At 46.6% G+C, this 25,666-nt stretch carries 22 protein-coding genes, 1 tRNA gene and 1 pseudogene; 13 read left to right on the top strand and 11 right to left on the bottom strand.

The annotated features are described in order from the left end of the window. Nucleotides 1–15: 15 nt before the first annotated feature. The 3 genes from NQ510_RS14930 to NQ510_RS14920 all read left to right on the top strand — a co-directional run bounded on the left by NQ510_RS14930 (nt 16) and on the right by NQ510_RS14920 (nt 2,734). Complete coding sequence (locus NQ510_RS14930; protein ID WP_005827817.1) at nt 16–552, top strand: ferredoxin domain-containing protein; 537 nt, start codon at nt 16–18, stop codon at nt 550–552. A 138-nt stretch (nt 553–690) separates the two neighbouring features. Next, on the top strand, nt 691–1,806 hold the full coding sequence (locus NQ510_RS14925; protein WP_005837171.1) for an agmatine deiminase family protein: 1,116 nt from the start codon (nt 691–693) through the stop codon (nt 1,804–1,806). Nucleotides 1,807–1,846: 40 nt separating this feature from the next. Continuing rightward, nucleotides 1,847–2,734, top strand: coding sequence for a carbon-nitrogen hydrolase (locus tag NQ510_RS14920; protein ID WP_005827821.1), 888 nt, complete (start codon nt 1,847–1,849; stop codon nt 2,732–2,734). A 26-nt stretch (nt 2,735–2,760) separates the two neighbouring features. On the opposite strand, the gene NQ510_RS14915 is transcribed toward NQ510_RS14920, so the two are convergent. The 3 genes from NQ510_RS14915 to NQ510_RS14905 form a co-directional block, all read right to left on the bottom strand. Then, nucleotides 2,761–3,141, bottom strand: coding sequence for a GtrA family protein (locus NQ510_RS14915; RefSeq protein ID WP_005827823.1), 381 nt, complete (start codon nt 3,139–3,141; stop codon nt 2,761–2,763). Nucleotides 3,142–3,162: 21 nt separating this feature from the next. Then, on the bottom strand, nt 3,163–4,920 hold the full coding sequence (gene aspS, locus NQ510_RS14910; protein WP_005827825.1) for an aspartate--tRNA ligase: 1,758 nt from the start codon (nt 4,918–4,920) through the stop codon (nt 3,163–3,165). A gap of 131 nt (nt 4,921–5,051) precedes the next feature. After that, complete coding sequence (locus tag NQ510_RS14905) at nt 5,052–6,095, bottom strand: diacylglycerol/lipid kinase family protein (protein WP_005827827.1); 1,044 nt, start codon at nt 6,093–6,095, stop codon at nt 5,052–5,054. A 207-nt stretch (nt 6,096–6,302) separates the two neighbouring features. Here NQ510_RS14905 and spt point away from each other — a divergent pair, with 207 nt between their 5' ends. The 3 genes from spt to NQ510_RS14890 all read left to right on the top strand — a co-directional run bounded on the left by spt (nt 6,303) and on the right by NQ510_RS14890 (nt 9,426). Then, nucleotides 6,303–7,490 (top strand): serine palmitoyltransferase, encoded by a 1,188-nt coding sequence (spt, locus tag NQ510_RS14900; protein ID WP_005827830.1) that lies wholly within the window; start codon nt 6,303–6,305, stop codon nt 7,488–7,490. 99 nt (nt 7,491–7,589) lie between these two features. Next, nucleotides 7,590–8,396, top strand: a complete 807-nt coding sequence (locus NQ510_RS14895) for a M48 family metallopeptidase (protein ID WP_005827832.1) — start codon at nt 7,590–7,592, stop codon at nt 8,394–8,396. A 343-nt stretch (nt 8,397–8,739) separates the two neighbouring features. Beyond that, the gene (locus tag NQ510_RS14890; protein WP_005827835.1) at nt 8,740–9,426 is read left to right on the top strand and encodes a hypothetical protein; all 687 of its coding nucleotides are present in this window, start codon (nt 8,740–8,742) and stop codon (nt 9,424–9,426) included. Here the strand turns inward: NQ510_RS14890 and NQ510_RS14885 are convergent. Then, nucleotides 9,404–10,510 carry a hypothetical protein gene (locus NQ510_RS14885; RefSeq protein WP_234129830.1) on the bottom strand — a complete coding sequence of 369 codons (1,107 nt, stop codon included), beginning with the start codon at nt 10,508–10,510 and terminating at the stop codon, nt 9,404–9,406. The genes NQ510_RS14890 and NQ510_RS14885 overlap by 23 nt on opposite strands. 262 nt (nt 10,511–10,772) lie before the next feature. Here NQ510_RS14885 and istA point away from each other — a divergent pair, with 262 nt between their 5' ends. Both istA and istB read left to right on the top strand, forming a co-directional pair. Next, complete coding sequence (istA, locus tag NQ510_RS14880) at nt 10,773–12,353, top strand: IS21 family transposase (RefSeq protein ID WP_005829261.1); 1,581 nt, start codon at nt 10,773–10,775, stop codon at nt 12,351–12,353. After that, a complete protein-coding gene (istB, locus tag NQ510_RS14875; protein ID WP_005824105.1) occupies nt 12,340–13,122 on the top strand; it encodes an IS21-like element helper ATPase IstB in 783 nt (260 codons plus the stop codon). The genes istA and istB overlap by 14 nt, the downstream gene beginning before the upstream one ends. Before the next feature lie 112 nt (nt 13,123–13,234). Here istB and NQ510_RS14870 read toward each other — a convergent pair. The 3 genes and pseudogenes from NQ510_RS14870 to NQ510_RS14860 form a co-directional block, all read right to left on the bottom strand. Next, nucleotides 13,235–13,405, bottom strand: a pseudogene (locus NQ510_RS14870) (Arm DNA-binding domain-containing protein); the annotation flags it as partial. Nucleotides 13,406–13,523: 118 nt separating this feature from the next. Beyond that, nucleotides 13,524–13,598: transfer RNA gene (locus NQ510_RS14865), tRNA-Pro, on the bottom strand. A gap of 86 nt (nt 13,599–13,684) precedes the next feature. Beyond that, nucleotides 13,685–14,392 (bottom strand): tRNA1(Val) (adenine(37)-N6)-methyltransferase, encoded by a 708-nt coding sequence (locus tag NQ510_RS14860; protein ID WP_005825467.1) that lies wholly within the window; start codon nt 14,390–14,392, stop codon nt 13,685–13,687. 171 nt (nt 14,393–14,563) lie between these two features. Between NQ510_RS14860 and lon the strand changes: the two genes are divergently transcribed. From lon to NQ510_RS14845, 3 genes are read left to right on the top strand one after another with little or no spacing between them, the layout of a single operon-like run. Next, entirely contained in the window at nt 14,564–17,044 is a 2,481-nt protein-coding gene (gene lon, locus NQ510_RS14855) for an endopeptidase La (RefSeq protein ID WP_005825468.1), read from the top strand. Beyond that, on the top strand, nt 17,041–18,171 hold the full coding sequence (gene tgt / locus NQ510_RS14850; RefSeq protein WP_005825470.1) for a tRNA guanosine(34) transglycosylase Tgt: 1,131 nt from the start codon (nt 17,041–17,043) through the stop codon (nt 18,169–18,171). The genes lon and tgt overlap by 4 nt, the downstream gene beginning before the upstream one ends. After that, entirely contained in the window at nt 18,168–19,304 is a 1,137-nt protein-coding gene (locus NQ510_RS14845; protein ID WP_005825471.1) for an LptF/LptG family permease, read from the top strand. Before tgt ends, NQ510_RS14845 begins: the two co-directional genes overlap by 4 nt. 273 nt (nt 19,305–19,577) lie before the next feature. Here NQ510_RS14845 and NQ510_RS14840 read toward each other — a convergent pair whose 3' ends face one another. Then, the gene (locus NQ510_RS14840; protein WP_005825473.1) at nt 19,578–20,078 is read right to left on the bottom strand and encodes a thioredoxin-like domain-containing protein; all 501 of its coding nucleotides are present in this window, start codon (nt 20,076–20,078) and stop codon (nt 19,578–19,580) included. Between the two features lie 276 nt (nt 20,079–20,354). On the opposite strand from NQ510_RS14840, the gene serB reads away from it, so the two are divergent. Together serB and NQ510_RS14830 are read left to right on the top strand one after the other, a co-directional pair. Beyond that, nucleotides 20,355–21,581 (top strand): phosphoserine phosphatase SerB, encoded by a 1,227-nt coding sequence (serB, locus tag NQ510_RS14835; protein WP_005825474.1) that lies wholly within the window; start codon nt 20,355–20,357, stop codon nt 21,579–21,581. 57 nt (nt 21,582–21,638) lie between these two features. Next, on the top strand, nt 21,639–22,925 hold the full coding sequence (locus tag NQ510_RS14830; protein ID WP_005825475.1) for a DEAD/DEAH box helicase: 1,287 nt from the start codon (nt 21,639–21,641) through the stop codon (nt 22,923–22,925). A 36-nt stretch (nt 22,926–22,961) separates the two neighbouring features. Here the strand turns inward: NQ510_RS14830 and NQ510_RS14825 are convergent, their stop codons facing one another. From NQ510_RS14825 to rfbC, 3 genes are read right to left on the bottom strand one after another with little or no spacing between them, the layout of a single operon-like run. Next, nucleotides 22,962–23,762, bottom strand: coding sequence for a DUF4738 domain-containing protein (locus NQ510_RS14825; RefSeq protein ID WP_005837141.1), 801 nt, complete (start codon nt 23,760–23,762; stop codon nt 22,962–22,964). A 37-nt stretch (nt 23,763–23,799) separates the two neighbouring features. Beyond that, nucleotides 23,800–25,113 carry a UDP-glucose dehydrogenase family protein gene (locus NQ510_RS14820; protein WP_005825480.1) on the bottom strand — a complete coding sequence of 438 codons (1,314 nt, stop codon included), beginning with the start codon at nt 25,111–25,113 and terminating at the stop codon, nt 23,800–23,802. A gap of 3 nt (nt 25,114–25,116) precedes the next feature. After that, nucleotides 25,117–25,665, bottom strand: coding sequence for a dTDP-4-dehydrorhamnose 3,5-epimerase (rfbC, locus tag NQ510_RS14815; protein ID WP_005825481.1), 549 nt, complete (start codon nt 25,663–25,665; stop codon nt 25,117–25,119). Nucleotide 25,666 lies beyond the last annotated feature (1 nt).

Below are 25,666 nucleotides of genomic sequence, written 5' to 3'. Positions count from 1 at the left end.
CAGGAAAGAAAGACTATGATACAGAATGAACGGGATTGCCGCCACGAACATGTGCTTGACGTGGCAAGGCAAATGCTGACTGCTGCGCGCACGGCACCGAAAGGAAAAGGTATTGATGTGATTGAAGCTGCGCTGGTTACGGGTGAAGACATTAAGAAGCTGTCTGAAAAGATGGTCGCTATGGTTGAAGAGCACGGTATGAAGTTCTTTCTCCGTGATGCGGACAACATTTTGCAGGCTGAATGTGTAATTATAATAGGTACGCGCGAGCAGACGCAAGGTTTGAATTGCGGACACTGCGGTTTTCCCACTTGTGCCGGTCGTCCGGAGGGAGTACCTTGTGCTTTGAATACGGTGGATGTAGGGATAGCTGTAGGTTCGGCTTGTGCCATGGCTGCCGATTTGAGGGTGGATACCCGTGTCATGTTTTCTGCCGGACTTGCCGCTCAGCGTTTGGATTGGCTGAAAGGATGCAAGACTGTCTTTGCCATTCCGGTGAGTGCATCCTCCAAGAATCCATTCTTCGACCGGAAACCGAAGGAAGATAAGTGATAATTGACGAGTAGAGGTTTACAATCATAGAGTAGAGGTTTAGAAGTCTGAAGTAGAGGTTTGGCAATTCTAAACCTAAGGTTTATTCTCCCTCTCTCTGCTAACTTAAAAAGTAACGAATTAGAAAAGATAAATAATATGGGATATTTTGTAGGACTGCCGCTGGGTGGTGCCGCAGAGAAGGACTGTCAGGTGCGTTTTGGCAAGAATATGACTTTTCAGGTAGAGACACGTGCTCCCCACTTGCCTGCCGAATGGGCTTTGCAAAGCGGCATACAGCTTACATGGCCCCATGCGGGTACAGACTGGACCTATATGTTGGACGAAGTGCAGGAATGTTTTGTAGCCATTGCCCACGAAATAGCCGCCCGGGAGACATTGCTGATTGTAACCCCAGAACCGGATGAGGTGAAGAAACAGATTCTCGGCAGGGTGAATATGGAAAATGTCCGTTTCCTGAAGTGTGAGACGAATGATACTTGGGCACGCGACCATGGAGCCATCACCCTACTGGATGCTGACGGTGTATCTCTGCTCGACTTTAAGTTCAACGGGTGGGGATTGAAGTTTGCATCCGATAAGGATAATTTGATTACGCGTCGTGCGGTGGAGTCGGAAGTGATGAAAGGAAAGTATGTAAATCGCTTGGGGTTTGTCCTTGAAGGCGGTTCCATCGAAAGTGACGGCATGGGTACGTTGCTCACCACCTCCGAATGCCTGCTTTCGCCTAACCGGAACGGACAGATGAACCGGGTGGAAATTGAGGAATATCTTCGTTCCGTTTTTCACCTGCAACGTGTTCTTTGGCTGGACCACGGTTATTTGGCAGGTGACGATACGGACAGTCATATAGACACGCTGGCCCGTTTCTGCCCTGCCGACACGATAGCCTATGTACAATGCAAGGATGCGGATGATGAGCATTACGAAGAACTGCATCGCATGGAGGAGCAACTGAAGACTTTCCGTACGTTGAAGGGGGAACCTTACCGTTTGCTGGCTTTGCCCATGGCCGATAAGATAGAAGAGGAAGGGGAACGGCTTCCTGCCACTTACGCTAATTTCTTGATTCTGAATGATGCAGTGCTTTACCCCACCTATCGCCAGCCGGAGAATGATGCCCGCGCGGGGGAAGTGTTGCGGGAGGCTTTTCCCGGTTATGAAATTATCGGGATAGATTGCCGTGCTTTGATTAAGCAACACGGCTCTTTGCATTGTGTTACCATGCAATATCCCGTAGGGGTGTTGAAGTAATGTCGATTATACATAGTAAAACAATAAACCATAGAATAAGATGACAAGAAAAATAAAAGTAGGTATTATCCAGCAGGCCAATACCAAGGACCTCAGGACTAATTTAATGAATTTGGCCAAAAGTATAGAGGCATGTGCGGCGCATGGGGCTCAATTGGTTGTTTTGCAGGAGCTGCATAACTCTCTGTATTTCTGTCAGACGGAAAACACGCAGTTGTTCGACTTGGCAGAACCGATTCCCGGTCCTTCTACGGGATTCTATTCAGAGTTGGCTGCTGCCAACGATATTGTGCTGGTCACTTCTCTGTTCGAGAAACGCGCTCCCGGATTGTATCATAACACAGCGGTTGTTTTTGAACGTGACGGCAGCATTGCCGGGAAATACCGGAAGATGCATATTCCTGATGACCCCGCCTATTATGAGAAATTCTATTTTACTCCCGGTGATATAGGCTTCGAACCTATTCAGACATCTTTGGGCAAATTGGGAGTTTTGGTGTGCTGGGACCAATGGTATCCGGAAGCAGCACGTCTGATGGCGCTGAAGGGAGCTGAAATACTAATATATCCTACGGCTATCGGTTGGGAAAGCAGTGATACGGATGATGAAAAGGCGCGTCAGCTCAATGCTTGGATTATCTCCCAGCGTGGACATGCTGTGGCCAACGGCTTGCCGGTTGTTTCAGTGAACCGTGTGGGACATGAGCCGGATCCTTCCATGCAGACCAATGGTATCTTGTTTTGGGGAAATAGTTTTGTGGCCGGACCGCAAGGCGAGTTCCTGGCCCAAGCAGGAAACGAACGGCCGGAAAATATCGTTGTAGAGGTGGACTTGGAACGCTCGGAAAATGTACGCCGTTGGTGGCCTTTCCTGCGCGACCGCAGAATTGATGCCTATGCCGGATTGACAAAACGATTTCTTGACTGATAACGACGGGGATCTCTGGGGGAGAACTAACGGAATGTCACCCGTTTGTTCATCAGGAAATTGACACTTCCGTAGATGAATAATCCCAGGAACTGGGCAAGGTATTCATTGCAGTCCAGTCCCTCCACCAGCCCTATGAGGAAAAGGAATTGCGCTCCGTAAGCCATTCCGAAAGCTATGGAAAAGAGCAGCACTTGTCGCCAAGTGTTGCTCTTTTTTTCTGTAGGGAATATCCAGTACTTGCACCAGATGAAGTTGTGTATCTGTGCAAGTATATATGCGGTTACATTGGAGAGCATATAGTTGATGTCCAGTTCGTCCATCATTACCCAAACGGTAACAGCCATAATCAAGGCATTCAGCGTGCCGATTACCGCAAAACGAAAAATGCGTGCAGACTCTTTCACTCTCCTACTCTGTACCTGCTTTTACTCTTTCACTTCAACAATCAGATTCAGTTCGTCCAGCTGCTTCTGGTCAATAACTGAAGGTGCATCCAGCATTACATCGCGTCCACTGTTGTTTTTGGGGAATGCAATGCAGTCGCGGATACTGTCGAGACCTGCGAAGATGCTGACCCAACGGTCCAGACCGTATGCCAGACCACCGTGAGGAGGTGCACCGTATTTGAAGGCATTCATCAGGAAGCCGAACTGCTCCTGAGCCTTCTCCGGAGTGAATCCGAGAATCTCGAACATTTTGGCCTGCAACTGTGCATCGTGGATACGGATGGAACCTCCACCCACTTCAATACCGTTGCACACCATATCGTATGCATCTGCACGGACAGCTGCCGGGTCTGTATCCAGCAAAGGAATATCTTCGTCTTTCGGATGAGTGAACGGGTGGTGCATAGCCATCAGGCGGCCTTCTTCATCGCTCCACTCAAACATCGGGAAGTCAACCACCCAAAGGCAGACGAACTTGTTCTTGTCGCGTAATCCCAGTTGGTTACCCATTTCAAGGCGCAACTCGTTCAGTTGCTTGCGGGTCTTCATGGCATCGTCACCGCTCAGAATCAGAATCAGGTCACCCGGCTTGGCGTTGAAAGCAGCCTTCATCTCCTGCAATACTTCCTGCGCATAGAACTTGTCGACACTTGATTTTACGTTGCCGTCTGCCTCTACGCGCGCGTATACCATACCTTTGGCACCGATTTGCGGTCTTTTCACGAATTCGGTCAGTACATCCAGCTGTTTGCGGGTATAGTGTGCGGCGCCTTCTGCGCAGATACCGCCGATGTAGGCGGCATTGTCGAATACCGGGAATCCGTGTCCCTTCATGATGTCCATCAGTTCCACGAACTTCATGCCGAAACGGAGGTCGGGCTTGTCGCTGCCGTAATATTTCATGGCGTCTGCCCATGGCATGCGCATGAACGGCTCGTTCATCTCTACGCCACGGATTTCCTTGAACAGATATTTGGCCATGCCTTCGAAGAGGTTGATGACGTCATCCTGCTCCACAAAAGACATTTCGCAGTCAATCTGTGTGAATTCCGGCTGGCGGTCGGCACGCAGGTCTTCGTCACGGAAGCATTTGGCTATCTGGAAGTAACGGTCGAAACCGGAAACCATCAACAACTGTTTCAGTGTCTGCGGGCTTTGAGGTAAGGCATAGAATTGTCCCGGGTTCATGCGTGAAGGAACGACGAAATCGCGTGCACCTTCGGGTGTGGAGCCTACCAGAATCGGAGTTTCCACTTCGATGAATCCCTGGCTGTCCAGGTATTTGCGTACTTCAATTGTCATTTTATGGCGAAGCTCCAGATTGCTGCGTACATTGGCACGGCGCAGGTCTAGATAACGGTACTTCATGCGGATATCGTCGCCACCGTCCGTATTTTCCTCGATGGTGAAGGGAGGGGTCAGCGATGAGTTCAGAACATCCAGTTCCGATACGATGATTTCAATGTCTCCCGTCGGGATATGCTGGTTTTTACTGAAACGTTCGTTTACGGTACCTTTAACCTGGATTACGAATTCACGGCCCAAGCGGTTGGCACGCTCGCAAAGTTCGGCATTCACCTCTTCGTTGAACACTAATTGGGTAATTCCGTAACGGTCGCGGAGGTCAATGAAAGTCATGCCTCCCATCTTACGGCTGCGCTGTACCCAACCTGCCAGCGTCACTTGCTTGTTAACATCGGAGATACGGAGTTCTCCGCAGGTGTGTGATCTATACATCTTTTTATTTACTGTTTGACGATTTACTTATTTACTATTTTGGCTTTGCAAAAATACATAAAACATATTATATGGCGCATCAAAAGGGGAAAGTTATTTTCAGAAACTCCTTTAGTACCTTTTTTACAACATTACATTTTTGTCAGTTTCTTGAATTGCCTTTTGCCTTTATCCAGTATCATCTTGTTTTTATGGGCGATGTCTTCCACAAAAGCATCATTAATTTGTTTCAGTCCGTTGATATAGTCTTGTGCCCGCTGCAAGACATTCGAAGTGTCTTTTTCCGCATCCCGGGGAACAATGACCTGCAGTCCTTTCTTCATAATCTTTACATCTACATTCTCTCCCATCATCATCGGGTCGCCGTCAAAGTGGACTACCCCCGGTTTAGAACGGTGAATACGGAGTGTCTGGCAACGGAACGTCTTAATCCGGCTGTTCTGGTCAATGGTCTTGTTGAAGAGCTGGAAAGAGAGCGACGGTACATCGAGCACAGTGAACGGCTCGAGTATGGTGACGTCCAGCAGTCCGTCGTTCAAGGTGGCTTGTGGGGCAATATACGCATTGTTTCCATATTGCGATGCGTTTCCGCAGGCTATTAGGAACGCCTTGTATCGCAGGGTGCTGCCGTCCATTTCCAGTTCATAGGTTTCCGGACGGTACTTCAGGCTTTCGAGCAGAGTCTTTTCCAGATAAGTGAGTGGTCCTCTCCTTCCCGCCTTGGAGAATTGCAGGCTTACAAATGCGTCGAATCCCACGCCGCAGGTGCAGAAGAAAGGCACATCGTTGATTTTTCCGTAGTCAATGATGTCTATCAGTCCGTCATTGATGATGTCGATGGCCTTTTTCGGCTCCATCGGAATCTGCAGATGGCGGGCAAGTCCGTTGCCGGAACCGCAGGGAATGATGCCCAAAGCGGTTTTTGTATGTACCAGTGAGCGAGCTATCTCATTGATGGTGCCGTCTCCTCCTATGGCGATGACGGCATGTGCATCTTCTTGTGCCTTCTGTGCCGCTATCTCTACGGCATGGCCTGCCCGTTCGGTATAAATCACTTCTTGTGCATACCTTTCCTTATCCAGCTTTTCATCGAGCCACTTCAGTATCTGCTCCTTACTCTGAGTGCCGGATATGGGGTTTATGATGAATGCTATTTTCTTCTTGTTTTCGTTCATGCAAGGGTTGTTGCTATGCAGGTTTTCCAACTGGCAAAAGTAATATAAATATCTGAAAAATTAACCACATAATTCTTTTTAAAATAAGTATAAGTAGTTTTTTTAATGTAAATAGAACATATACCGACATATTTTGCTATCTTTGCCCCCTGTTTTTTAAGACTTGTATTTAATAGAATTAAATATTCATTATATAAAAGATATTTCATGGGTTTACTACAAGACAAATTTGCGAAATACGACCTGCCGCAGCAGTTTATGGCAAAAGGCGTATATCCTTATTTCCGCACAATTAACAGCCATCAGGATACAGAGGTAATGATGGATGGTAAAAAGGTTCTGATGTTCGGCTCTAATGCATATATGGGACTGACATATGACAAGCGTATCATTGATGCCTCGATAGCTGCCACAGAAAAATATGGCACCGGTTGTGCAGGTTCCCGCTTTCTGAACGGAACACTCGATATACATGTTGAACTGGAGAAGGAATTGGCTGAATTCGTAGGAAAAGATGAAGCACTCTGTTTTTCTACCGGATTTACTGTAAACGAAGGTATTATTCCTGCCGTTGTAGGCCGTGGGGATTATATTATTTGTGATGACCGTGATCACGCTTCCATTGTAGATGGCCGCCGTCTTGCATTTGCCACTCAGTTGAAGTACAAGCATAACGATATGGAGGCTTTGGAAAAAGAACTCCAGAAATGCGAACTGGATGCTGTAAAGCTGATTGTTGTGGATGGAGTATTTTCCATGGAAGGTGACTTGGCCAATCTGCCCGAAATTGTCCGCCTGAAGAAGAAATACAACGCCAGCATTTACGTGGACGAAGCTCACGGCTTGGGTGTATTCGGAAAACAAGGCCGTGGTGTGTGCGACCATTTCGGTGTTACCGAAGATGTAGACCTGATTATGGGTACATTCAGCAAGTCATTGGCTTCCATCGGTGGTTTTGTTGCTGGAGACAAGGCGGTAATCAATTGGCTGCGCCACAATGCCCGTTCCTATATATTCCAGGCAAGTAGCACACCTGCTGCTACGGCTGCAGCCCGCGAGGCGCTTCACATCATCAAGTCCGAACCTGAACGCATCCAACGTCTGTGGGACATCACTAACTATGCCTTGAAGAAGTTCCGCGATGCAGGCTTCGAAATCGGTGAGACAGAATCTCCTATCATTCCTCTCTATGTGCGTGATACAGAGAAGACATTTATAGTAACGAAGCTGGCTTTTGACGAAGGTATCTTCATCAACCCCGTTATTCCACCTGCATGTGCTCCACAAGATACACTGGTGCGTGTAGCGTTGATGGCTACCCATACGGTCGAACAAGTGGATTATGCTGTAGAAAAATTGACTAAATGTTTCAAGGAATTGGGTATCATCAAGTAAACTTGATTTAAACAGATATTCGGAAAACCGTTTAATAATGATTAGGCGGTTTTTTTTATAGACAAAGCGAAGTAGGATTAAAATTAAATCGTAAAGTACATGAAAAAGAACTTCTTCATCATTACTGCTGTAGTATGTGGAATGAGTTGTACCACCACTGCCTATGCGCAGTTCAAAATCGGTGGAAAGAAAATCAATGTGAACAAAGTTGTCCAAGCTGGTACAGATGCCGTCAAGGCCATTTCATTGTCCGATGCTGACATTGCAGCGATGAGCAAGGAATATATGGAATGGATGGATACGCACAATCCGCTGACAAAGCCCGATACGGATTACGGCAAGCGCCTGGAGAAGCTGACCGGAAATATCAAGGAAGTGGACGGCTTGAAGGTGAACTTCGGTGTTTATGAAGTAATAGATGTGAATGCCTTTGCGTGCGGTGATGGTAGTGTACGCATCTGTGCCGGACTGATGGACATCATGACGGATGATGAAGTGATGGCAGTTGTCGGCCACGAGATAGGTCACGTCATCCATACGGATTCCAAAGATGCGATGAAGAATGCTTACCTTCGTTCGGCTGTGAAGAATGCTGCCGGTGCGGCAAGTTCTACGGTATCCAAATTGAGTGATTCTGAACTGGGTGCCATGGCCGAGGCATTGGCAGGTGCTCAATACTCCCAGAAGCAGGAGACGGAAGCGGATGATTACGGCTTTGAATTCTGCATCAAGAATAATCTCGATCCGTATGCCATGTACAATGCTTTGAACAAATTGCTTGAACTTTCAGCGGAGGCACCGAAGGAATCCAAGTTCCAGAAGATGTTCTCTTCTCATCCGGATACAGCCAAGCGCGTGGCACGTGCCAAGGAGAAAGCGGATGAATATATGAAGGATAAGAAATAACTATCCGTTGCTTACTATGATGAAGTGGGATCAGAGGTTTCTCTGAATCCCACTTTTTTTGTGCCGAGACTATGATATGGGCTTCTGAGGAAGCTAATGGGATAGTTCGTTAGTTCACAGTGCTGAACACTTTGTTTTAGCTATAGAAAACAAAGTGTTTTCATTATCGAAACAAACTGTTCTTTTAAGGGAAACGAAGTGTTCTCTTTAATGAAACACACTGTTCGGTTAAGGGAAACACTTTGTTCTGTTTGGTAAAACTTCTTTTATTTACTTATTTGCTTTTAAATTAGAATAATTTTAGTATGTTTGCCACATTATTTATGAAAAACATGACTTTTGTATGAAAAAACAAGACTTCCTCTTTATTTTTGTTCTGGTGATAATATTCCTGCCATTCTTTGTGAGTGAATCCATCTACAATTGGTATAAGTCTTTCAACGCTGCACATGGCATGGTAATGAGTTTCGTTAAATTCGGAATTCTTGCTACACTGGGTGAGATGCTGGGACTTCGTATCAGTGCCGGAGTCTATAACCGAAAAGGATTTGGCGTACTGCCGCGTGCCGTAGTGTGGGGACTGCTGGGAATGGGTATCAATGCGGCCATGATAATCTTCTCCAAAGGTGTGCCGCAATTTATGGAATATATGGGAATGGCAAATGCCGCCGCCATTATAAACGGAGAATTCTGCCTGGACAAATTATGGATAGCCCTCGCCATTTCAGTTGCTATGAATACCATTTTCGCTCCGGTATTCATGACATTCCATAAGATTACGGATACGCATATCCTGGATTGTGGCGGTTCGCCTCGCAGCCTCCTCACTCCTATCCCGATGACCCGCATCATTACGCATCTGAATTGGGATGCACAATGGAATTTTGTCTTCAAGAAAACAATTCCTTTCTTCTGGTATCCGGCACACACCATCACATTCCTCCTGCCGGGAGAAATGCGGGTGCTGTTTGCAGCGATATTGGGTGTGGTGCTCGGGGTATTGCTGGCTATTGCGGCTCGGATGAAATAATCCGGCCTATATATTCTCGAATGATTTCAAGCAAGTCTTGCGGATAAGGTATAAAGAACTTCTCTATCATTTTCGGATACTGAGGTACAAAGGGGTTGGGTATCATTGTGACAAGGGTATCCAATTCTGCCTTCCGTTGCTCTTCAGTCTCTGAGACGGCGTAGCGGATAGTCCACCAGAACAAGAAAGTCTGGTTAAGATACCCTTTGGGGGTGATGACTTGCAGTTGCTTGTAGCGCTCGGACTGTAACATGATTTTAATTCTTTTCTCCTGCTCTTTCTCACTGATGGAACATAGAATGTCATACCATTCATCAAACTCCTGACGCAAGCAGGCGACAAATGCCCATTCGGCAATTCTATATTTGGCAAATTCTGGAATCTTCTTTAGAAGTACGAAGATATGTCCTATATTCAATTCGCCTTTATATAAACCTTTGACTTTTGTATAGTCTTCAATGGAAGTGATTGTGTGTAAAAGGGAGTAATATATTTCCGGACTCATCGGCACATGGTGTTCATCGATGAATTTCAGAGTATTCTGAAGCACCAGTTTTTTGTTTGTTCTGTTGTTGGCCATGCGGCTGATGACATTGTTCCAGTAGATTTGTGTGCGTGCAATGGAAATATGTAAATCATCTTCCATCTCTTTTATACGGCTTTCGGCTTCTTCGAAGGTCATGCCGCGTTCCCGCATTTGATAGCATATGTCCTTCATAATTGGATAATGTTCGACAAATAGGTAGGGTTTGGGAATGACGGCTCCTAACTTTTTCAACATACAATATGAATCGTAATTGATAAAAACCTTTTTATTGATTGCTTGCTCTTGCAGCCGTTGGGCGTTTTCCTTATCATTCTGACGGAGCAATGCCTTCATGCAACAGAAGATAATTCCTCCATCATATACGCCCACGTCCAGCAGACAATACACATATTCCAGAATAGTGCTTTCTTTAATTTTCCACCCTTCCGATGTATAAATGGGAAAAGGCTGCGGAACGTTGTCTTGTGCTCTTCCGGCATAGTATCGCTGGATAAGCATTTGCTTCAATACATCCTTTGGCGCATCCAGGCTTTTCATTATTTCCTCATTTATAATCAGTTGTATTTCTTCCGGAGGAAGTGAATCTTGGGTGTGGTTGGTCAGGTGATAGAGTAAATGTTTATGTTGGAAAATCCAGTGTAAGCTGCCCCCTAAAACCAAGCGATTCTGCCCCCTTGTGCTAAAATAATCCTACCCCCTTGATTCCAATATAAAAATACCCCTGCTTGGCAATGCCCGGCAGGGGATTTTTCGTAGATTTGATTCCCGTCTTGACCGGTGGGATAAAATCATTTCTACTATGACAACAAAGATAGCAAACATCCTCCAATGTTACGCATTGGGGATGGGGATAAAGCAGATAAGCAGGAGCTTTGAGCTTTCCCGCAACACGGTGCGCAGATATGTGCGCCTGTTTCAAGAGTGTGGTATACCGATAAAGGAGTTGGCCGCCATGCCTTCCGCTCGCATCCAGGAAATGTTCTCTGAAGGTGTTGGCCGTAACAGGGAACCGTCACAACGCCAGCTTGAGCTTGAGGCACTCCTTCCTGAGTATGCTGCCCGGCTTAGCCGCCGAGGCGTAACAGTGAAAACCCTGTACGAAGAGTACCGCGAGACCCATCCTGACGGATACAGACATGCCAGTTTCGGCAACTATCTCATGCGTTACCGTATGGTGACACATGTCGTAGGCCATGTCGAGCATTATGCCGGAGACCAGATGTATATCGACTTCGCCGGTGACAAACTGGAAGTCGTTGACAGTGAAAGCGGTGAATGTCGCAGCGTTGAAGTGTTCGTGGCCATACTTCCGTGCAGCCACTATACCTATTGTGAGGCGGTCTGGTCCCAGTCAAGACAGGACTTGATTAAGGCGTGTGAGAACGCGCTTCATTTTTACGGCGGGGTTCCGATGGCGATCGTACCAGACAACCTCAAATCGGCGGTAACCCGCAGCGACCGTAACGAGCCGGTAATCAACGAGGAGTTTGCGGCATTTGCCGAACACTACGGATGTACCGTATACCCCACACGGGTACGTCATCCAAAGGACAAGGCCTTGGTGGAGAATGCCGTGAAGCTACTTTACCGATCCGTCTACGCTGACATCGAGGGTCTTGTATTCCACTCGCTGGAGTCTCTGAATGCGGCCATATCCGAATCGCTCTCGGCCTTCAACGGACGCAGGATGAGCGGGCGTCCCCAGTCCAGACGGGAACAGTTCGAGCAGATTGAGTCCGACTGCCTCCGCCCGCTTCCCGCCATACGCCATCAGATGAAAGAGCGACGCTCCGCAACAGTAATGCGTAACGGCTATGTCACCTTCAGGCTTCACCATTACAGCGTACCGAAAGAGTATATAGGCAAACGTGTCGAGATTGTCTATGATGCGGACACGCTGGAAATATATCATGGCCTGCGTCTGGTGACCACACACCAGCGCGATGACACGCCATACTCCTATACGACCAAGGATGCCCACGGACTGCCCGGACGTCATGGAAGTTATGAAAAGGATCTGGAACAGATTTACGAACGGGCCGGCCAGACAGATAACGTCCTGCTGCTGTATCTGCGCAAGGTGGCGGAACTCAAGAAGTATCCTCCCGCGGCGTTCCGTTCATGCAGAGGCATCATGGCGTTGGAGAAGACCTTCGGGCTGGAACGGTTGGTGGCGGCAAGCGCATGCGCCACGCAACTGCGCCTATACGGATATCAGGAGATAAGGCGGATCCTTGAACGCGGGGATGATGCAGACTTCCTGTCAAAAGACGACATTGACGATGAGGTCCCCGTAACATCTATCCACAAAAACATCCGCGGAGCAGCCTACTTCGCACAATTAAAACATTTAAATAGAGACAACAATGGAAACAAATAATCTTACCGCACCGATAGCTGTCGAAAAAGACCGCAACACGTTGACAATCGAACTGATGAACCGTATGAAGCTGCACGGCATGGCCGCCGCCTTCACTGAAAGCCTAACCTCCACTATGGCAGAAACAATGACAATCGACTCTTTCCTGCACATGTTACTTGCCAGGGAATGGGACTACCGTGCCAATGCAGCCATCCAACGCCTTATACGCGGGGCGGCGTTCCGCTACAAGGCCTGCCTCGAGCAGATAGACTATGCAATCCCGCGTGGCCTTGACCGCAATCAGATGGAGCGGCTTGCATCGCTGGAGTTCATCCGCAAGGGACAGAACCTCTTCATCACAGGGTCATCCGGTACCGGGAAGAGCTTCCTTGCCACAGCAATGGGGTATGAAGCCTGCAAGAAGGGCATACGGACATATTATGCGAATGCTCCGAAACTTATGGGTACGCTTAAGGTGGCAAAAGTAAAAGGCACACTGGAATCGGAACTCAAGAGAATCGAACGGAGCACGCTGCTCATATTGGATGACCTCTTCCTTGTGAACCTTGATGCCAAGGAACGACCCATCCTGCTCGATATAATAGAGGACCGACATGGGCGCAAGTCCATCATCATCACCTCGCAACTGCCAACGGACAATTGGTATGATGCAATCGGAGACCCTACAGTAGCAGATGCCATTATGGATCGTATTATACATACGGCGCACCGGATTGAGCTGACAGGAGAAAGTGTCCGTAAAATGGCTGCATACAGAGGGAAATAAACTAAAATAATAATAACCCCATCGGTCAAGACTTTTTAAGGGGGCATTGTTGAATGTTTTAAGGGGGCAGAATCGCTTGGTTTTAGGGGGCAGCTTACACTGGATTTTCCAGACATTTAGGTTTCGGTTTATTTTTCTGAAAGTCCCAAAACTTGGGATTTACAGATATTCCCAAACTCTGATATTTCTTCTTTCCGTCTTTACTGATACGAAGCATTAGAGGGTGTTCGCCATTAGATAGGGTCTTGGATTTGTAACAAACCACTGAAATTGTAGCATCCATGTTCATTTTTGGTTTAACTCTCGGTTTAACTCACTCGGTTAAACCAAAGGTAAACCGCCCCATTCGGAGAATAAAAAAAAGGAGCTACATTTTACCGTAACTCCTTGACTCTCATCCGTCGGGGTAGCGGGATTCGAACCCACGACCCCCTGCTCCCAAAGCAGGTGCGCTAACCGGACTGCGCTACACCCCGAATACTTTACTTCTGAAAAGCGATTGCAAAGGTAAAAACAATTCTGATACCAACCAAACATTTAGGCAAGTTTTATGCAATTAAAATTACATTTTCAGATAGAAATCCTTCGTTAAAGCTACATATTCAGGGGTAAACTCATTGTGATTCACCTCAATACAGAGTTTCTCTTCTCTACACTCTTTTGCTTCAAAACCAAAGTTCAGCAATACCCGTCTGCACGGTTTTCCGGGCTTGGTGAAGACTTGCACACGATGCAATGGAAACAACTTATGGTTCCAAGCTGTATCCACAACCGTTTTTTCAGCTTCCGCTGGAATAATGATGCTTACGACTCCTTGCTCTTCAAGCAAAGATGCCGAACGATGAAACAGTAAATCGTAATTCAAATTGCCCGCATGCCGTGCTGTGCACCTTTGTTCGTCAGGACATTTCAACGCATCTATAAAATAGGGAGGATTGGAAACGATGAGGTCAAATCTGTTTTCCGGCTGATAATCTCGGAAATCATGACATATGACCTCTACTCTATCGGCCCATGGAGAGTGAGATACATTTTCTGTGGCTTGTCCGGCTGCAGCCGCATCTATCTCGATTGCAGTAATCCGGGCATGCGGATTCCTTTGCGCTAACTGTAAGGCTATTAATCCGGTACCGGTTCCAACGTCCAGTATACGCTTTGCTTTGTCTGCCGGGGCCCATGCCCCAAGTAGTACACCATCTGTGCCGACCTTCATGGCGCATTTATCATGAAATATGGTAAATTGTTTAAACTTAAAAGATGATTTTGGCATGTTTATCTTCTTTAATTGGGCTCAAAAATAATCAAAGCCTGCATATTTGTCATAAAATTGGCACTGTTTTTGTCTTTTTAAAGGGTGAAGAACGTTTATTTATGAAGAAATAGCTTAACTTTGCAGGCGCTTTATTGGCCTGCCAATATGACATAAACTAAAAAGAAAGAAATGAAGAAAAGAAATTACCTGAGTGATGTCGAAGATAGAAGCGGAAACGCTTTCTCTGTAATTGCTGATTTTGAGGGGAATGAAGAACAATTGATGGACATTGAGGTAGAAGAGGTTTTACCGATATTGCCTCTCCGAAATATGGTATTGTTCCCTGGGGTGTTTATGCCGGTATCTGTAGGAAGAAAATCTTCCCTCAAATTGGTGCGTGAAGCAGAAAAGAAAAATTCTTATATAGCTGTTGTATGCCAAAAGGTGGCTGAAACAGAGACACCTCTGTTTGAGGATTTACATACCATCGGTACAGTTGCCAAGATAGTACGTGTGCTTGAAATGCCAGACCAGACAACTACAGTCATTCTGCAAGGCTCCAAACGTATGGAACTGAAGGAGATTACGGATACGACTCCTTATCTGAAGGGACGGATAGCTACGCTGAATGAAGAACTTCCGGAGAAGAATGACAAGGAATTCCATGCATTGGTAGAGGCGTGTAAAGACTTGACAGTACGCTACATCAAGTCATCCGATATGTTTCCGCAGGATTCGGCATTTGCCATCAAGAACATTACCAATCCAATGTTTTTGGTAGACTTTATCTGTACGAACCTGCCACTCAAGAAAGACGAAAAGATAGAACTGCTCCGTATCGACTCTTTGCGGGCGCGTACCTACCGCCTGCTTGAGATTCTGAATCGTGAAGTGCAGCTTGCCGAAATCAAAGAGTCTATCCAGATGCGTGCACGTGAGGATATAGACCAGCAGCAGCGTGAGTATTTCCTGCAGCAGCAGATTAAAACCATTCAGGATGAGCTGGGTGGCGGCGGTCAAGAGCAGGAAATAGAGGAGATGCGTAAGAAGGCGGAGACCATCAAATGGAATGATGAGGTGAAGGCTACGTTCCTGAAAGAGGTGGATAAGTTGGAACGTACCCATCCCCAGTCTCCCGACTATAGCGTGCAGCTGAACTATCTGCAGACGATGCTTAGTTTACCGTGGGGCATTTATACGACGGATAATCTGAGCCTTGTCAATGCAGAAAAGACACTGAACAAAGACCATTATGGTTTGGAGAAGGTGAAGGAACGCATTCTGGAACATCTTGCTGTATTAAAGCTGAAGGGCGATATGAAGTCCCCCATCATCTGTCTGTATGGCCCTCCAGGTGTGGGAAAAACCTCTTTGGGGCGTTCCATTGCTGCCGCTTTGAAGCGTAAGTATATCCGTATGTCGCTGGGAGGCGTGCATGATGAAGCTGAGATTCGCGGTCATCGTAAAACCTATATCGGTGCCATGCCGGGACGGATTATCAAGAATCTGATAAAGGCAGGCTCCTCCAATCCGGTATTTATTCTGGATGAAATAGACAAGGTGAGTGCTGACCGCCAGGGAGACCCCTCCTCTGCCCTCCTCGAAGTGCTCGACCCGGAACAGAACACTACATTCCATGATAACTTTCTGGATGTGGACTATGATTTGTCTAAAGTGATGTTCATCGCTACTGCCAATAATCTGAATACCATCCCCGGACCGTTGCTGGACCGTATGGAGCTGATTGAGGTAAGCGGCTATATCACGGAAGAAAAGATTGAGATTGCCCGCCGCCATCTGGTTCCGAAGGAATTGGAGGCAAACGGTATGAAAAAGAATGATATCAAGATTCCGAAGAACACACTGGAAGCCATTATAGAGAATTATACCCGTGAGAGCGGCGTGCGCGAACTGGAAAAGAAAATCGGAAAGATACTCCGTAAATCTGCACGCCAATATGCTACGGACGGTTATTTTGCGAAGACCGAAATAAAACCGGGAGACTTGTATGAATTCCTGGGTGCACCCGAATATACCCGGGACAAGTATCAGGGTAATGAGTATGCAGGGGTGGTGACCGGTCTGGCGTGGACTGCCGTAGGTGGTGAAATACTTTTCGTGGAAACCAGCCTGAGCCGTGGCAAGGGTGGACGTTTGACATTGACCGGCAATTTGGGTGATGTAATGAAAGAGTCGGCCATGCTGGCATTGGAATACATCAAGGCGCATGCCTCCCTGCTGAATCTTGACGAAGAGATTTTTGATAACTGGAACATCCATGTCCATGTGCCCGAAGGCGCCATTCCGAAAGACGGTCCGTCTGCCGGTATCACGATGGCTACCTCCCTCGCTTCTGCCCTCACCCAGAAAAAGGTGAAGGCCAATCTTGCCATGACGGGAGAGATAACACTTCGCGGTAAGGTACTTCCGGTAGGAGGCATCAAGGAGAAGATACTGGCTGCCAAGCGTGCCGGTATCAAGGAGATTATCTTGAGCGACGAGAACCGCAAGAATATAGAAGAGATACAGGATATATATCTGAAAGGACTGACTTTCCACTATGTGAAAGATATTAAGGAAGTGTTTGCCATTGCGCTGACTGATGAAAAAGTAGCCGATGCCATCGACTTGTCCGTAAAGAAAGAAAAGACCGAAAAGAAAGAGGAATGACATTCGAGTTACAATATACAGACAGCAAGACCAATGCACGTGCCGGACTGATTACTACTGACCACGGGCAGATTGAGACACCTATCTTTATGCCGGTAGGTACAGTGGGAACAGTGAAAGGCGTGCATCTGCCTGAGCTGAAAGAGGATATAAAGGCGCAGATTATATTGGGTAATACCTATCATCTTTATCTGCGTCCGGGACTGGAAGTGATAGAGAAAGCCGGTGGACTGCATAAGTTCAACGGCTTTGACCGTCCTATGCTGACAGACAGCGGCGGTTTCCAGGTATTCTCGTTGTCCGGTATCCGCAAGTTGCGCGAAGAAGGTGCGGAATTCCGTTCACACATCGACGGTAGCAAGCATATCTTTACACCGGAGAAGGTGATGGATATAGAACGGACTATCGGTGCAGACATCATGATGGCCTTTGATGAATGTCCTCCGGGGGATTCGGACTACGAATATGCCAAAAAATCACTGGGATTGACACATCGCTGGCTGGACCGTTGTATCAAGCGTTTCAACGAAACAGAACCGAAATACGGTTATCAGCAATCCTTATTTCCCATTGTGCAGGGGTGCGTCTATCGCGACCTCCGCGAGCAGTCAGCAGAGTTTGTTGCCTCTAAAGGTGCTGACGGTAATGCCATTGGTGGTCTGGCTGTGGGCGAGCCTGTAGACAAGATGTACGAGATGATTGAGCTGGTGAACGGTATTCTTCCCAAAGACAAGCCTCGCTATCTGATGGGAGTCGGGACCCCGGTAAACATTCTAGAGGGCATTGAACGCGGTGTCGATATGTTCGACTGTGTGATGCCTACCCGAAACGGACGCAACGGGATGTTGTTTACCAAAGACGGCATCATGAACATGCGCAACAAGAAATGGGAGATGGATTTCTCTCCCATTGAAGCGGATGGCGCCTCCTACGTGGATACCATGTACAGCAAGGCGTATTTGCGCCATCTGTTCCATGCACAAGAGCTGCTTGCCATGCAGATAGCATCTATCCACAACTTGGCTTTCTATCTGTGGCTGGCAGGCGAGGCACGTAAGCATATCATTGCAGGCGACTTTGCTACCTGGAAACCGATGATGGTGAAACGCGTATCGACAAGATTATGAGAAAAATGAACTGGAGGATATGGAAGAATATAAAGCTGCCGAGAGGTAAATTCCTGAAGCGGCTGGACTGGTACATTATTAAGAAGTTCCTGGGTACATATGTCTTTGCCATCGCATTGATTATCTCCATTGCGGTGGTGTTCGACTTCAACGAGAAGATGGACCGCTTCATGTCTCATGAAGCGCCGTGGAATGCTATTGTCTTTGATTATTATCTGAACTTCATCCCCTACTTTGCCAATCTGTTCAGTCCGCTGTTCGTGTTTATCGCAGTAATCTTCTTTACTTCCAAACTGGCGGAGAACTCGGAAATTATTGCCATGTTCTCTACGGGAATGAGCTTCAAGCGTATGTTGCGTCCTTATATGGTATCTGCGGCAATCATTGCGGTAGTGACGTTCTGCCTCGGGTCTTATGTCATTCCCAAAGGCAGTGTGACACGTATCAATTTTGAGGACAAGTACTACAAACCCCGTAAGGCGAATACGGCACGGAACATCCAGCTGGAAGTGGATTCGGGGGTAATTGCCTATATCGAACGTTTTGAAGACTACAGCAAGACCGGTTATCGCTTTTCTTTGGACAAGTTCAATGACAAGCAACTGGTCTCCCACCTTACAGCCCGTTCCATTACCTACGACACGACGGCCGTGCATAAGTGGAAAATCAAGGATTATATGATTCGCCAGATGGATGGCATGAAGGAGAGTATCACGAAGGGTGACCGCATAGACACTACCCTTTTTATGGAGCCTGCCGACTTCCTGATTATGAAGAACCAGCAGGAGATGTTGACCAGCCCTCAGCTAAGCGAGTACATCAACAGGCAGCGGCAACGCGGCTTTGCCAACATTAAGGAATTTGAGATAGAGTACCACAAACGCATTGCCATGTCGTTTGCCTCCTTTATCCTGACGCTGATTGGAGTGTCTTTGTCTTCCAAGAAAACGAAAGGTGGAATGGGATTGCATTTAGGTATAGGCTTGGCATTGAGTTTCTCTTATATTCTGTTTCAGACCATTGCTTCCACATTTGCCGTGAACGGCAACATGCCTCCGGTCATCGCTGTGTGGATACCGAATATAATGTATGCCTTCATTGCATTCTATCTATATAGGAAAGCGCCGAAATAAGCATTCTAAACCTCTACTTCAGCTTGCTCAAGTTGAGGTTTGGCGTACTAAAGCAGAGGTTTAGGATGTTTGTCTCTGGAAGCCCATTAAAATAAGAAGCCCCTCCCACTTTTGCGTTGTACAAGTGCGGGAGGGGCTTTTTGTTGTATTCATTTTCCTCTTTTGTTCTGTTCCCTTTTTTGCCGGAAAGAGACGTCGGTTTCCGGGGAACACCCTCACTTTCGTCTTACAGGTTCTTTAAGTTGCTGTTGCATGCACCGGGCATCAGCAAGCTTAATTCAAGTAAGCGGAAAGTTCTGCAGCAGAGATGTTTTTGGCAATAATTACACCATTATCATCCAGTAAATAGTTAGTGAATCCGCGACCCAAGCGATATTTCTTAAAGAGGCCGGAATATTCGCCTTTAGTTTCCACGAAACAAGTGGGCGTAACTATTTGGTCCTTACGGATGGTTTCTTCAAAGATTGACTGATACTCATCGAATGAAACTGAAACCATCTTCACATTGTTGCGGGCAGTAGAGCGAAGCGCATTGCTCAAACTTGCGTTTTGCATCCGGGACTGCGCGTCGTAACTTGCCCAAAAACTGAGCAATACATACTTTCCTTTCAAGTCTGAAAGTTCGGTTTGGGATTGCTCTGCCGACATGGTTTGGATTTTGAAATCCGGGGCCATGTCACCCACATTCAAACCTCCGGTAGGTTTGTCTTTTTCTACAAAAGAAGTCAAGGAACTTATTAGTAATACAACAAAAATCCATTTTGCATATTTCATGCGGCACGGTTTTGGTTAATACTATCCGGGACTGTCCTTCAACAGTGATTTCTTCCCGGAACATCGTCTTGTCAAAGCCTTGAATAGTGATAAATACACTGATAATCAAAGCTTTTAATTGTGAAATCGGGTGCAAAGGTAAGTAATTCCTAAACAAACTTCCAAATAAACAAGCATTTTTCTCACTTTTTAGAGGCATATTTTTATGTTATTTAGCATAAATAGTGGGAATTTTCCTTACTTTTGTAGCCTATTATTCTATCAAAAAGATGACTTATGCAACCATTGAACACTGAACTCATCCTAATACGTATTACGGGTGAAGACCGTCCGGGACTGACAGCTTCCGTGACGGAAATTCTGGCGAAATATGATGCTACCATTCTGGATATTGGCCAGGCAGATATTCACAATACTCTTTCGTTGGGCATTTTGTGCAAGACGGAAGAACAACACTCGGGGTTCATTATGAAGGAACTGCTTTTCAAGGCTTCCTCCCTGGGCGTGACTGTCCGTTTCTACCCCATTACTACCAAAGAGTACGAGGATTGGGTGAATATGCAGGGAAAGAACCGCTATATTCTTACTTTATTGGGGCGTAAGTTGTCTGCCCGTCAAATATCTGCCGTTACCCGTATTCTTGCAGAGCAAGGCATGAATATCGATGCCATCAAGCGCCTTACAGGACGTATCCCGCTGGACGAATGCGAATCGCGTACACGCGCCTGCATCGAATTTTCCGTTCGTGGCACTCCGAAAGACCGTATTGCCATGCAAGAACAGTTGATGAAACTGGCAACCGAACTGGAAATGGATTTCTCTTTCCAGTTGGACAATATGTACCGCCGGATGCGCCGCCTCATTTGCTTCGATATGGACTCTACGCTGATTGAAACAGAAGTGATTGATGAATTGGCCATACGTGCGGGTGTGGGCGACCAGGTAAAGGCCATTACCGAACGCGCCATGCGTGGTGAGATAGATTTCATTGAGAGCTTTCGCGAACGAGTGGCTTTATTGAAAGGATTGGATGAGTCCGTGATGCAGGAGATTGCAGAAAATCTTCCCATTACGGAAGGTGTGGATCGCCTGATGTATGTTTTGAAGAAATACGGTTACAAGATAGCTATTCTTTCGGGAGGGTTTACCTACTTCGGGCAGTACCTCCAGAAGAAGTACGGTATAGACTATGTGTATGCCAACGAGTTGGAAATAGAGGATGGCAAACTGACCGGCCGCTATCTCGGTGATGTAGTCGACGGTAAGCGTAAGGCAGAGTTGCTGCGTTTGATAGCTCAGGTGGAGAAAGTGGATATTGCGCAGACTATTGCTGTGGGCGACGGTGCCAACGACCTGCCCATGCTGGGAATTGCCGGCCTTGGAATCGCTTTCCATGCAAAGCCCAAAGTAGTTGCCAATGCCAAGCAATCCATCAACACCATTGGTTTGGACGGGGTACTTTACTTCTTAGGTTTCAAGGATTCATACATTGATATCCATTAATTCATTAGTACATTCAAAAAAAAGTCCTATCTTTGTGCTCAAATTTAAAAGAGATACATGAAGTTTTCAGAACTACATTTGAATGGCAATGTGCTGGAGGCACTGGATGCCATGCGCTTTGAAGAGTGCACCCCCATACAAGAACAATCAATTCCCGTTATACTTGAAGGCCGAGATTTAATAGCGGTGGCACAAACCGGAACGGGAAAAACAGCTGCATATTTGTTGCCTATATTGAACAAGCTTTCAGAAGGTGGACACCCTGCCGATGCTATCAATTGCATTGTCATGGCTCCTACCCGTGAGTTGGCACAACAGATAGACCAGCAGATGGAGGGCTTCTCCTACTTCATGCCGGTTTCCAGTGTGGCAGTGTATGGCGGTAATGACGGAGTTCTGTTCGAACAGCAGAAAAGAGGTTTGACATTGGGTGCAGATGTTGTCATTGCCACTCCGGGACGTCTGATAGCCCACCTCAGTCTTGGCTATGTAGACCTTTCGCGTGTCTCTTATTTTATTTTGGATGAAGCAGACCGGATGCTGGATATGGGATTCTATGATGACATTATGCAGATTGTCAAGTTTCTCCCTAAAGAGCGGCAGACCATTATGTTCTCTGCTACCATGCCTGCCAAGATACAACAGTTGGCTGGCAACATTCTGAACAATCCCGCCGAAGTGAAGTTGGCGGTTTCCAAACCAGCGGAAAAGATTGTGCAGGCAGCCTATGTCTGCTACGAGAATCAGAAGCTGGGCATCATCCGTAGCCTCTTTGCAGAGGAGACGCCGGAACGCGTCATCATCTTTGCTTCTTCCAAACTGAAAGTGAAGGAAGTGACCAAAGCCTTGAAGCAGATGAAACTGAACGTTGGTGAAATGCACTCCGATTTAGAGCAGGCACAGCGCGAAGAAGTGATGTACGAATTCAAGGCAGGACGTATCAATATCCTGGTAGCTACAGATATCGTTGCGAGAGGTATTGATATCGATGACATCCGTCTGGTGATAAACTATGACGTTCCCCACGACAGTGAAGATTATGTGCACCGCATCGGACGTACGGCGCGTGCCAATAATGACGGCGTAGCCATCACTTTCGTTTCCGAAAAGGAGCAGGGGAACTTTAAGAATATCGAAAAATTCCTGGATAGGGACATCTATAAAATACCGGTTCCCGAGGAGCTGGGCGAAGCCCCCGAATACAAGCCGAGAGCATTTGACGGAGGAAGACGGGGCGGCCGTGGAAACGGACGTAAGCCAGGAGAAAACAAGAACGGCCGTAACAATAGTAAAGGTGGAAAGCCCAGAGCCAAACGTCCACAGAATGGCGGCGAGAAGAAATAAACATTGTGGTGAAGAAAAGAAATAGAAAAAGCGGATTTATTCCGCTTTTTCTATGTTCATTGTATTGTCAAAACCAATAATCATATTTACCAAATTGTATACGGAACTTTCGGGTATGCCGAGGGTTGCCTGATAATGGTACCCCTTACTATCCACACCCATGAAATTCATATCGGCAAGAATGGCCTGGTCCAGCATTTCGGCAGGGAATATATCCGCAAACATCTTTTTAGTGATGTCCTGGCCATAAAGCATCTTCTTCCCTTCGTATACACAGATGTGGATTACATTATCATAATACACATTGTCCACACTGATTCCATTTTCAGAATAGGAAGTCTTGAAAACCTTCATCTTTGAAGGGTTGATATATACATATCCCCTATATCTTGTATTCTTGTATGTTACGATACTGTCTTTCTTTATCACTTCCGGAGTAGTAGAAATGACCTCCACTTCTCGACTGGTGAAAACCAAAGAATCTTCCGCATTCTCTGATTTATGCAGTTTAATTACTTCGTCGGCCAGCGAGTGGAACCAGAAGCTGTATTCCGTTTGACGGTCTATCTTATAGGCCACCGGTTCATTGCTGTATATGTAGATTGTATCGTGAACAACCTTGAAAGGTACGGGAGCGCTTTGCGGGTTGGCATAATATACCGTATCCCCTTCGATGCGCATCAACGGCATTTCTGTTTCATCGTTCACCCAGATGCCTTGTAACAGTTGTTTTGCAATGAGGTCTTCCTTTACGGAAACCTCTCCTGTTTGTCTGTTGCTGCATGAGGCCAATGAGACAACAAGTACAATGAGAATCGCACTTCCTTTTATTGTCATAACGTCCCTATTTATTTCTTTTCTTTTTTCTGCAACTTTATTTTCCGATGCAATGATATGTGAAACCTTGTTCTTCCATATCTTTCTTGTCATAAATGTTACGTCCGTCCAATACCAACGGCTGCTCCATAGTTTTCTTGATGACTGCCCATGAAGGCAGGCGGAATTCTTTCCATTCGGTCACCAGCATCAGTGCATCTGCATCCAGCGCAGCATCATACATATCTGTCGCATAATAAATACTTTCTCCTATGCGGCGTCGGCATTCGTTCATGGCAGCCGGGTCGTAGGCACGTACTTTACAACCGGCCTTCAGCAACTCGTCAATCAATACCAGAGCCGGGGCTTCACGCATGTCATCTGTTTCGGGTTTAAAGGCCAGCCCCCAAATGGCAATGGTCTTTCCCTCCAAATCATTATTGAAATGCTTCTGCAACTTTTCGAATAAGATACTCTTCTGTTTCTCGTTCACCTCCTCTACTGCATGGAGTACACGCATCTTGTAGCCGCTCAGTTCAGCCGTTTTAATCAGTGCCTTTACATCCTTAGGGAAGCATGAACCGCCGTAACCTATCCCCGGATAGAGGAACTTGCGTCCGATACGGGTATCCGAACCGATACCACTGCGCACCATGTTTACATCCGCTCCCACCAATTCGCACAAATTGGCAATGTCGTTCATGAAGCTGATGCGGGTGGCAAGCATGGAGTTAGCTGCATACTTTGTCATTTCTGCAGAAGGGATGTCCATAAAGATGACACGGAAGTTGTTCAGCAGGAATGGTTTGTAGAGCTTGCTCATTATCTTCTTGGCTCGTTCGGACTCTACTCCCACCACTACACGGTCGGGACTCATAAAATCGTTGATAGCATTACCTTCTTTCAGAAACTCGGGATTCGAAGCGACATCGAAGTCAATGTTCATCCCTCTCTTATCAAGTTCTTCTTGAATGGTAGCCCGCACTTTTCTGGCAGTACCTACGGGAACGGTACTTTTGGTTACCACCAACACATATTTCTGCATATTGCGTCCAATGGTGCGGGCAACTTCCAGCACATAGCTCAAGTCGGCACTTCCATCCTCATCGGGTGGTGTACCTACGGCACTGAATACCACTTCCACCTCATTCAGACAACTCTCCAGAGACGTGGTGAATTGTAGGCGTCCTGCTTTCACATTCCGGCTAACCATTTCTTCCAGTCCATTTTCATAGATAGGAATAACACCCTTTTTCAGTGACTCTATCTTTTCACTGTTCGTGTCTACGCAAATAACGTTGACACCGATTTCCGCAAAGCAGGTTCCGGTTACCAAACCGACGTATCCTGTACCGACAATGGCTATTTTCATATTTTATTCATAATAGACCGCATCCTTGAACGATACGGCATGTCCGTCTTTATCTGATAATAGAAGCTGTTCCGTAGCAACGGGCCATTCAATACCGATGGTTTCGTCGTCAAAACGGATGGATGCCTCGGATTGTGGTGCGTATACGTTGTCTACCTTGTATGTAAAGACAGCTTCATCGCTCAGCACCAGAAAACCGTGGGCAAAACCACGCGGAATGAAGAATTGTCTTTTGTTCTCCTCACTTAGCTCCACACTGACATACTTTCCGAAAGTGGGAGAAGATTTTCTTAAGTCGACAGCCACGTCCAGCACTTTTCCCTTAATGACACGTACCAGTTTGGCCTGGCTGCAATCACCCTTCTGGTAATGAAGACCACGTAATACACCGAAAGAGGATTTGGACTCATTGTCCTGGATGAAGTGAACGTTTCCGACATGTGCACGGAACTCTTCTTCCTTAAATGCTTCCATAAAGTATCCGCGGGCATCATGGAATACTTTCGGCTCAATCAGCCATACGCCGTCAATCTCTGTTTGTATGTAGTTCATT

The organism is Bacteroides uniformis (assembly GCF_025147485.1).
GTDB lineage: Bacteria > Bacteroidota > Bacteroidia > Bacteroidales > Bacteroidaceae > Bacteroides > Bacteroides uniformis.
This window is presented reverse-complemented; position numbering and strand designations above follow the sequence as displayed.

What these genes read in the sequence shown, in the direction of transcription:
- aspS (WP_005827825.1), bottom strand. Translation starts at nt 4,920, where the DNA reads ATGTATAGATCACACACCTGCGGAGAACTCCGTATCTCCGATGTTAAC.
- istA (WP_005829261.1), top strand. Translation starts at nt 10,773, where the DNA reads ATGACAACAAAGATAGCAAACATCCTCCAATGTTACGCATTGGGGATG.
- NQ510_RS14925 (WP_005837171.1), top strand. Translation starts at nt 691, where the DNA reads ATGGGATATTTTGTAGGACTGCCGCTGGGTGGTGCCGCAGAGAAGGAC.
- NQ510_RS14890 (WP_005827835.1), top strand. Translation starts at nt 8,740, where the DNA reads ATGAAAAAACAAGACTTCCTCTTTATTTTTGTTCTGGTGATAATATTC.
- NQ510_RS14905 (WP_005827827.1), bottom strand. Translation starts at nt 6,095, where the DNA reads ATGAACGAAAACAAGAAGAAAATAGCATTCATCATAAACCCCATATCC.
- tgt (WP_005825470.1), top strand. Translation starts at nt 17,041, where the DNA reads ATGACATTCGAGTTACAATATACAGACAGCAAGACCAATGCACGTGCC.
- serB (WP_005825474.1), top strand. Translation starts at nt 20,355, where the DNA reads ATGCAACCATTGAACACTGAACTCATCCTAATACGTATTACGGGTGAA.
- NQ510_RS14830 (WP_005825475.1), top strand. Translation starts at nt 21,639, where the DNA reads ATGAAGTTTTCAGAACTACATTTGAATGGCAATGTGCTGGAGGCACTG.
- NQ510_RS14930 (WP_005827817.1), top strand. Translation starts at nt 16, where the DNA reads ATGATACAGAATGAACGGGATTGCCGCCACGAACATGTGCTTGACGTG.
- NQ510_RS14920 (WP_005827821.1), top strand. Translation starts at nt 1,847, where the DNA reads ATGACAAGAAAAATAAAAGTAGGTATTATCCAGCAGGCCAATACCAAG.
- lon (WP_005825468.1), top strand. Translation starts at nt 14,564, where the DNA reads ATGAAGAAAAGAAATTACCTGAGTGATGTCGAAGATAGAAGCGGAAAC.
- rfbC (WP_005825481.1), bottom strand. Translation starts at nt 25,665, where the DNA reads ATGAACTACATACAAACAGAGATTGACGGCGTATGGCTGATTGAGCCG.
- NQ510_RS14825 (WP_005837141.1), bottom strand. Translation starts at nt 23,762, where the DNA reads ATGACAATAAAAGGAAGTGCGATTCTCATTGTACTTGTTGTCTCATTG.
- NQ510_RS14845 (WP_005825471.1), top strand. Translation starts at nt 18,168, where the DNA reads ATGAGAAAAATGAACTGGAGGATATGGAAGAATATAAAGCTGCCGAGA.
- spt (WP_005827830.1), top strand. Translation starts at nt 6,303, where the DNA reads ATGGGTTTACTACAAGACAAATTTGCGAAATACGACCTGCCGCAGCAG.
- NQ510_RS14895 (WP_005827832.1), top strand. Translation starts at nt 7,590, where the DNA reads ATGAAAAAGAACTTCTTCATCATTACTGCTGTAGTATGTGGAATGAGT.
- NQ510_RS14820 (WP_005825480.1), bottom strand. Translation starts at nt 25,113, where the DNA reads ATGAAAATAGCCATTGTCGGTACAGGATACGTCGGTTTGGTAACCGGA.
- NQ510_RS14885 (WP_234129830.1), bottom strand. Translation starts at nt 10,510, where the DNA reads ATGAAAAGCCTGGATGCGCCAAAGGATGTATTGAAGCAAATGCTTATC.
- NQ510_RS14840 (WP_005825473.1), bottom strand. Translation starts at nt 20,078, where the DNA reads ATGAAATATGCAAAATGGATTTTTGTTGTATTACTAATAAGTTCCTTG.
- NQ510_RS14860 (WP_005825467.1), bottom strand. Translation starts at nt 14,392, where the DNA reads ATGCCAAAATCATCTTTTAAGTTTAAACAATTTACCATATTTCATGAT.
- istB (WP_005824105.1), top strand. Translation starts at nt 12,340, where the DNA reads ATGGAAACAAATAATCTTACCGCACCGATAGCTGTCGAAAAAGACCGC.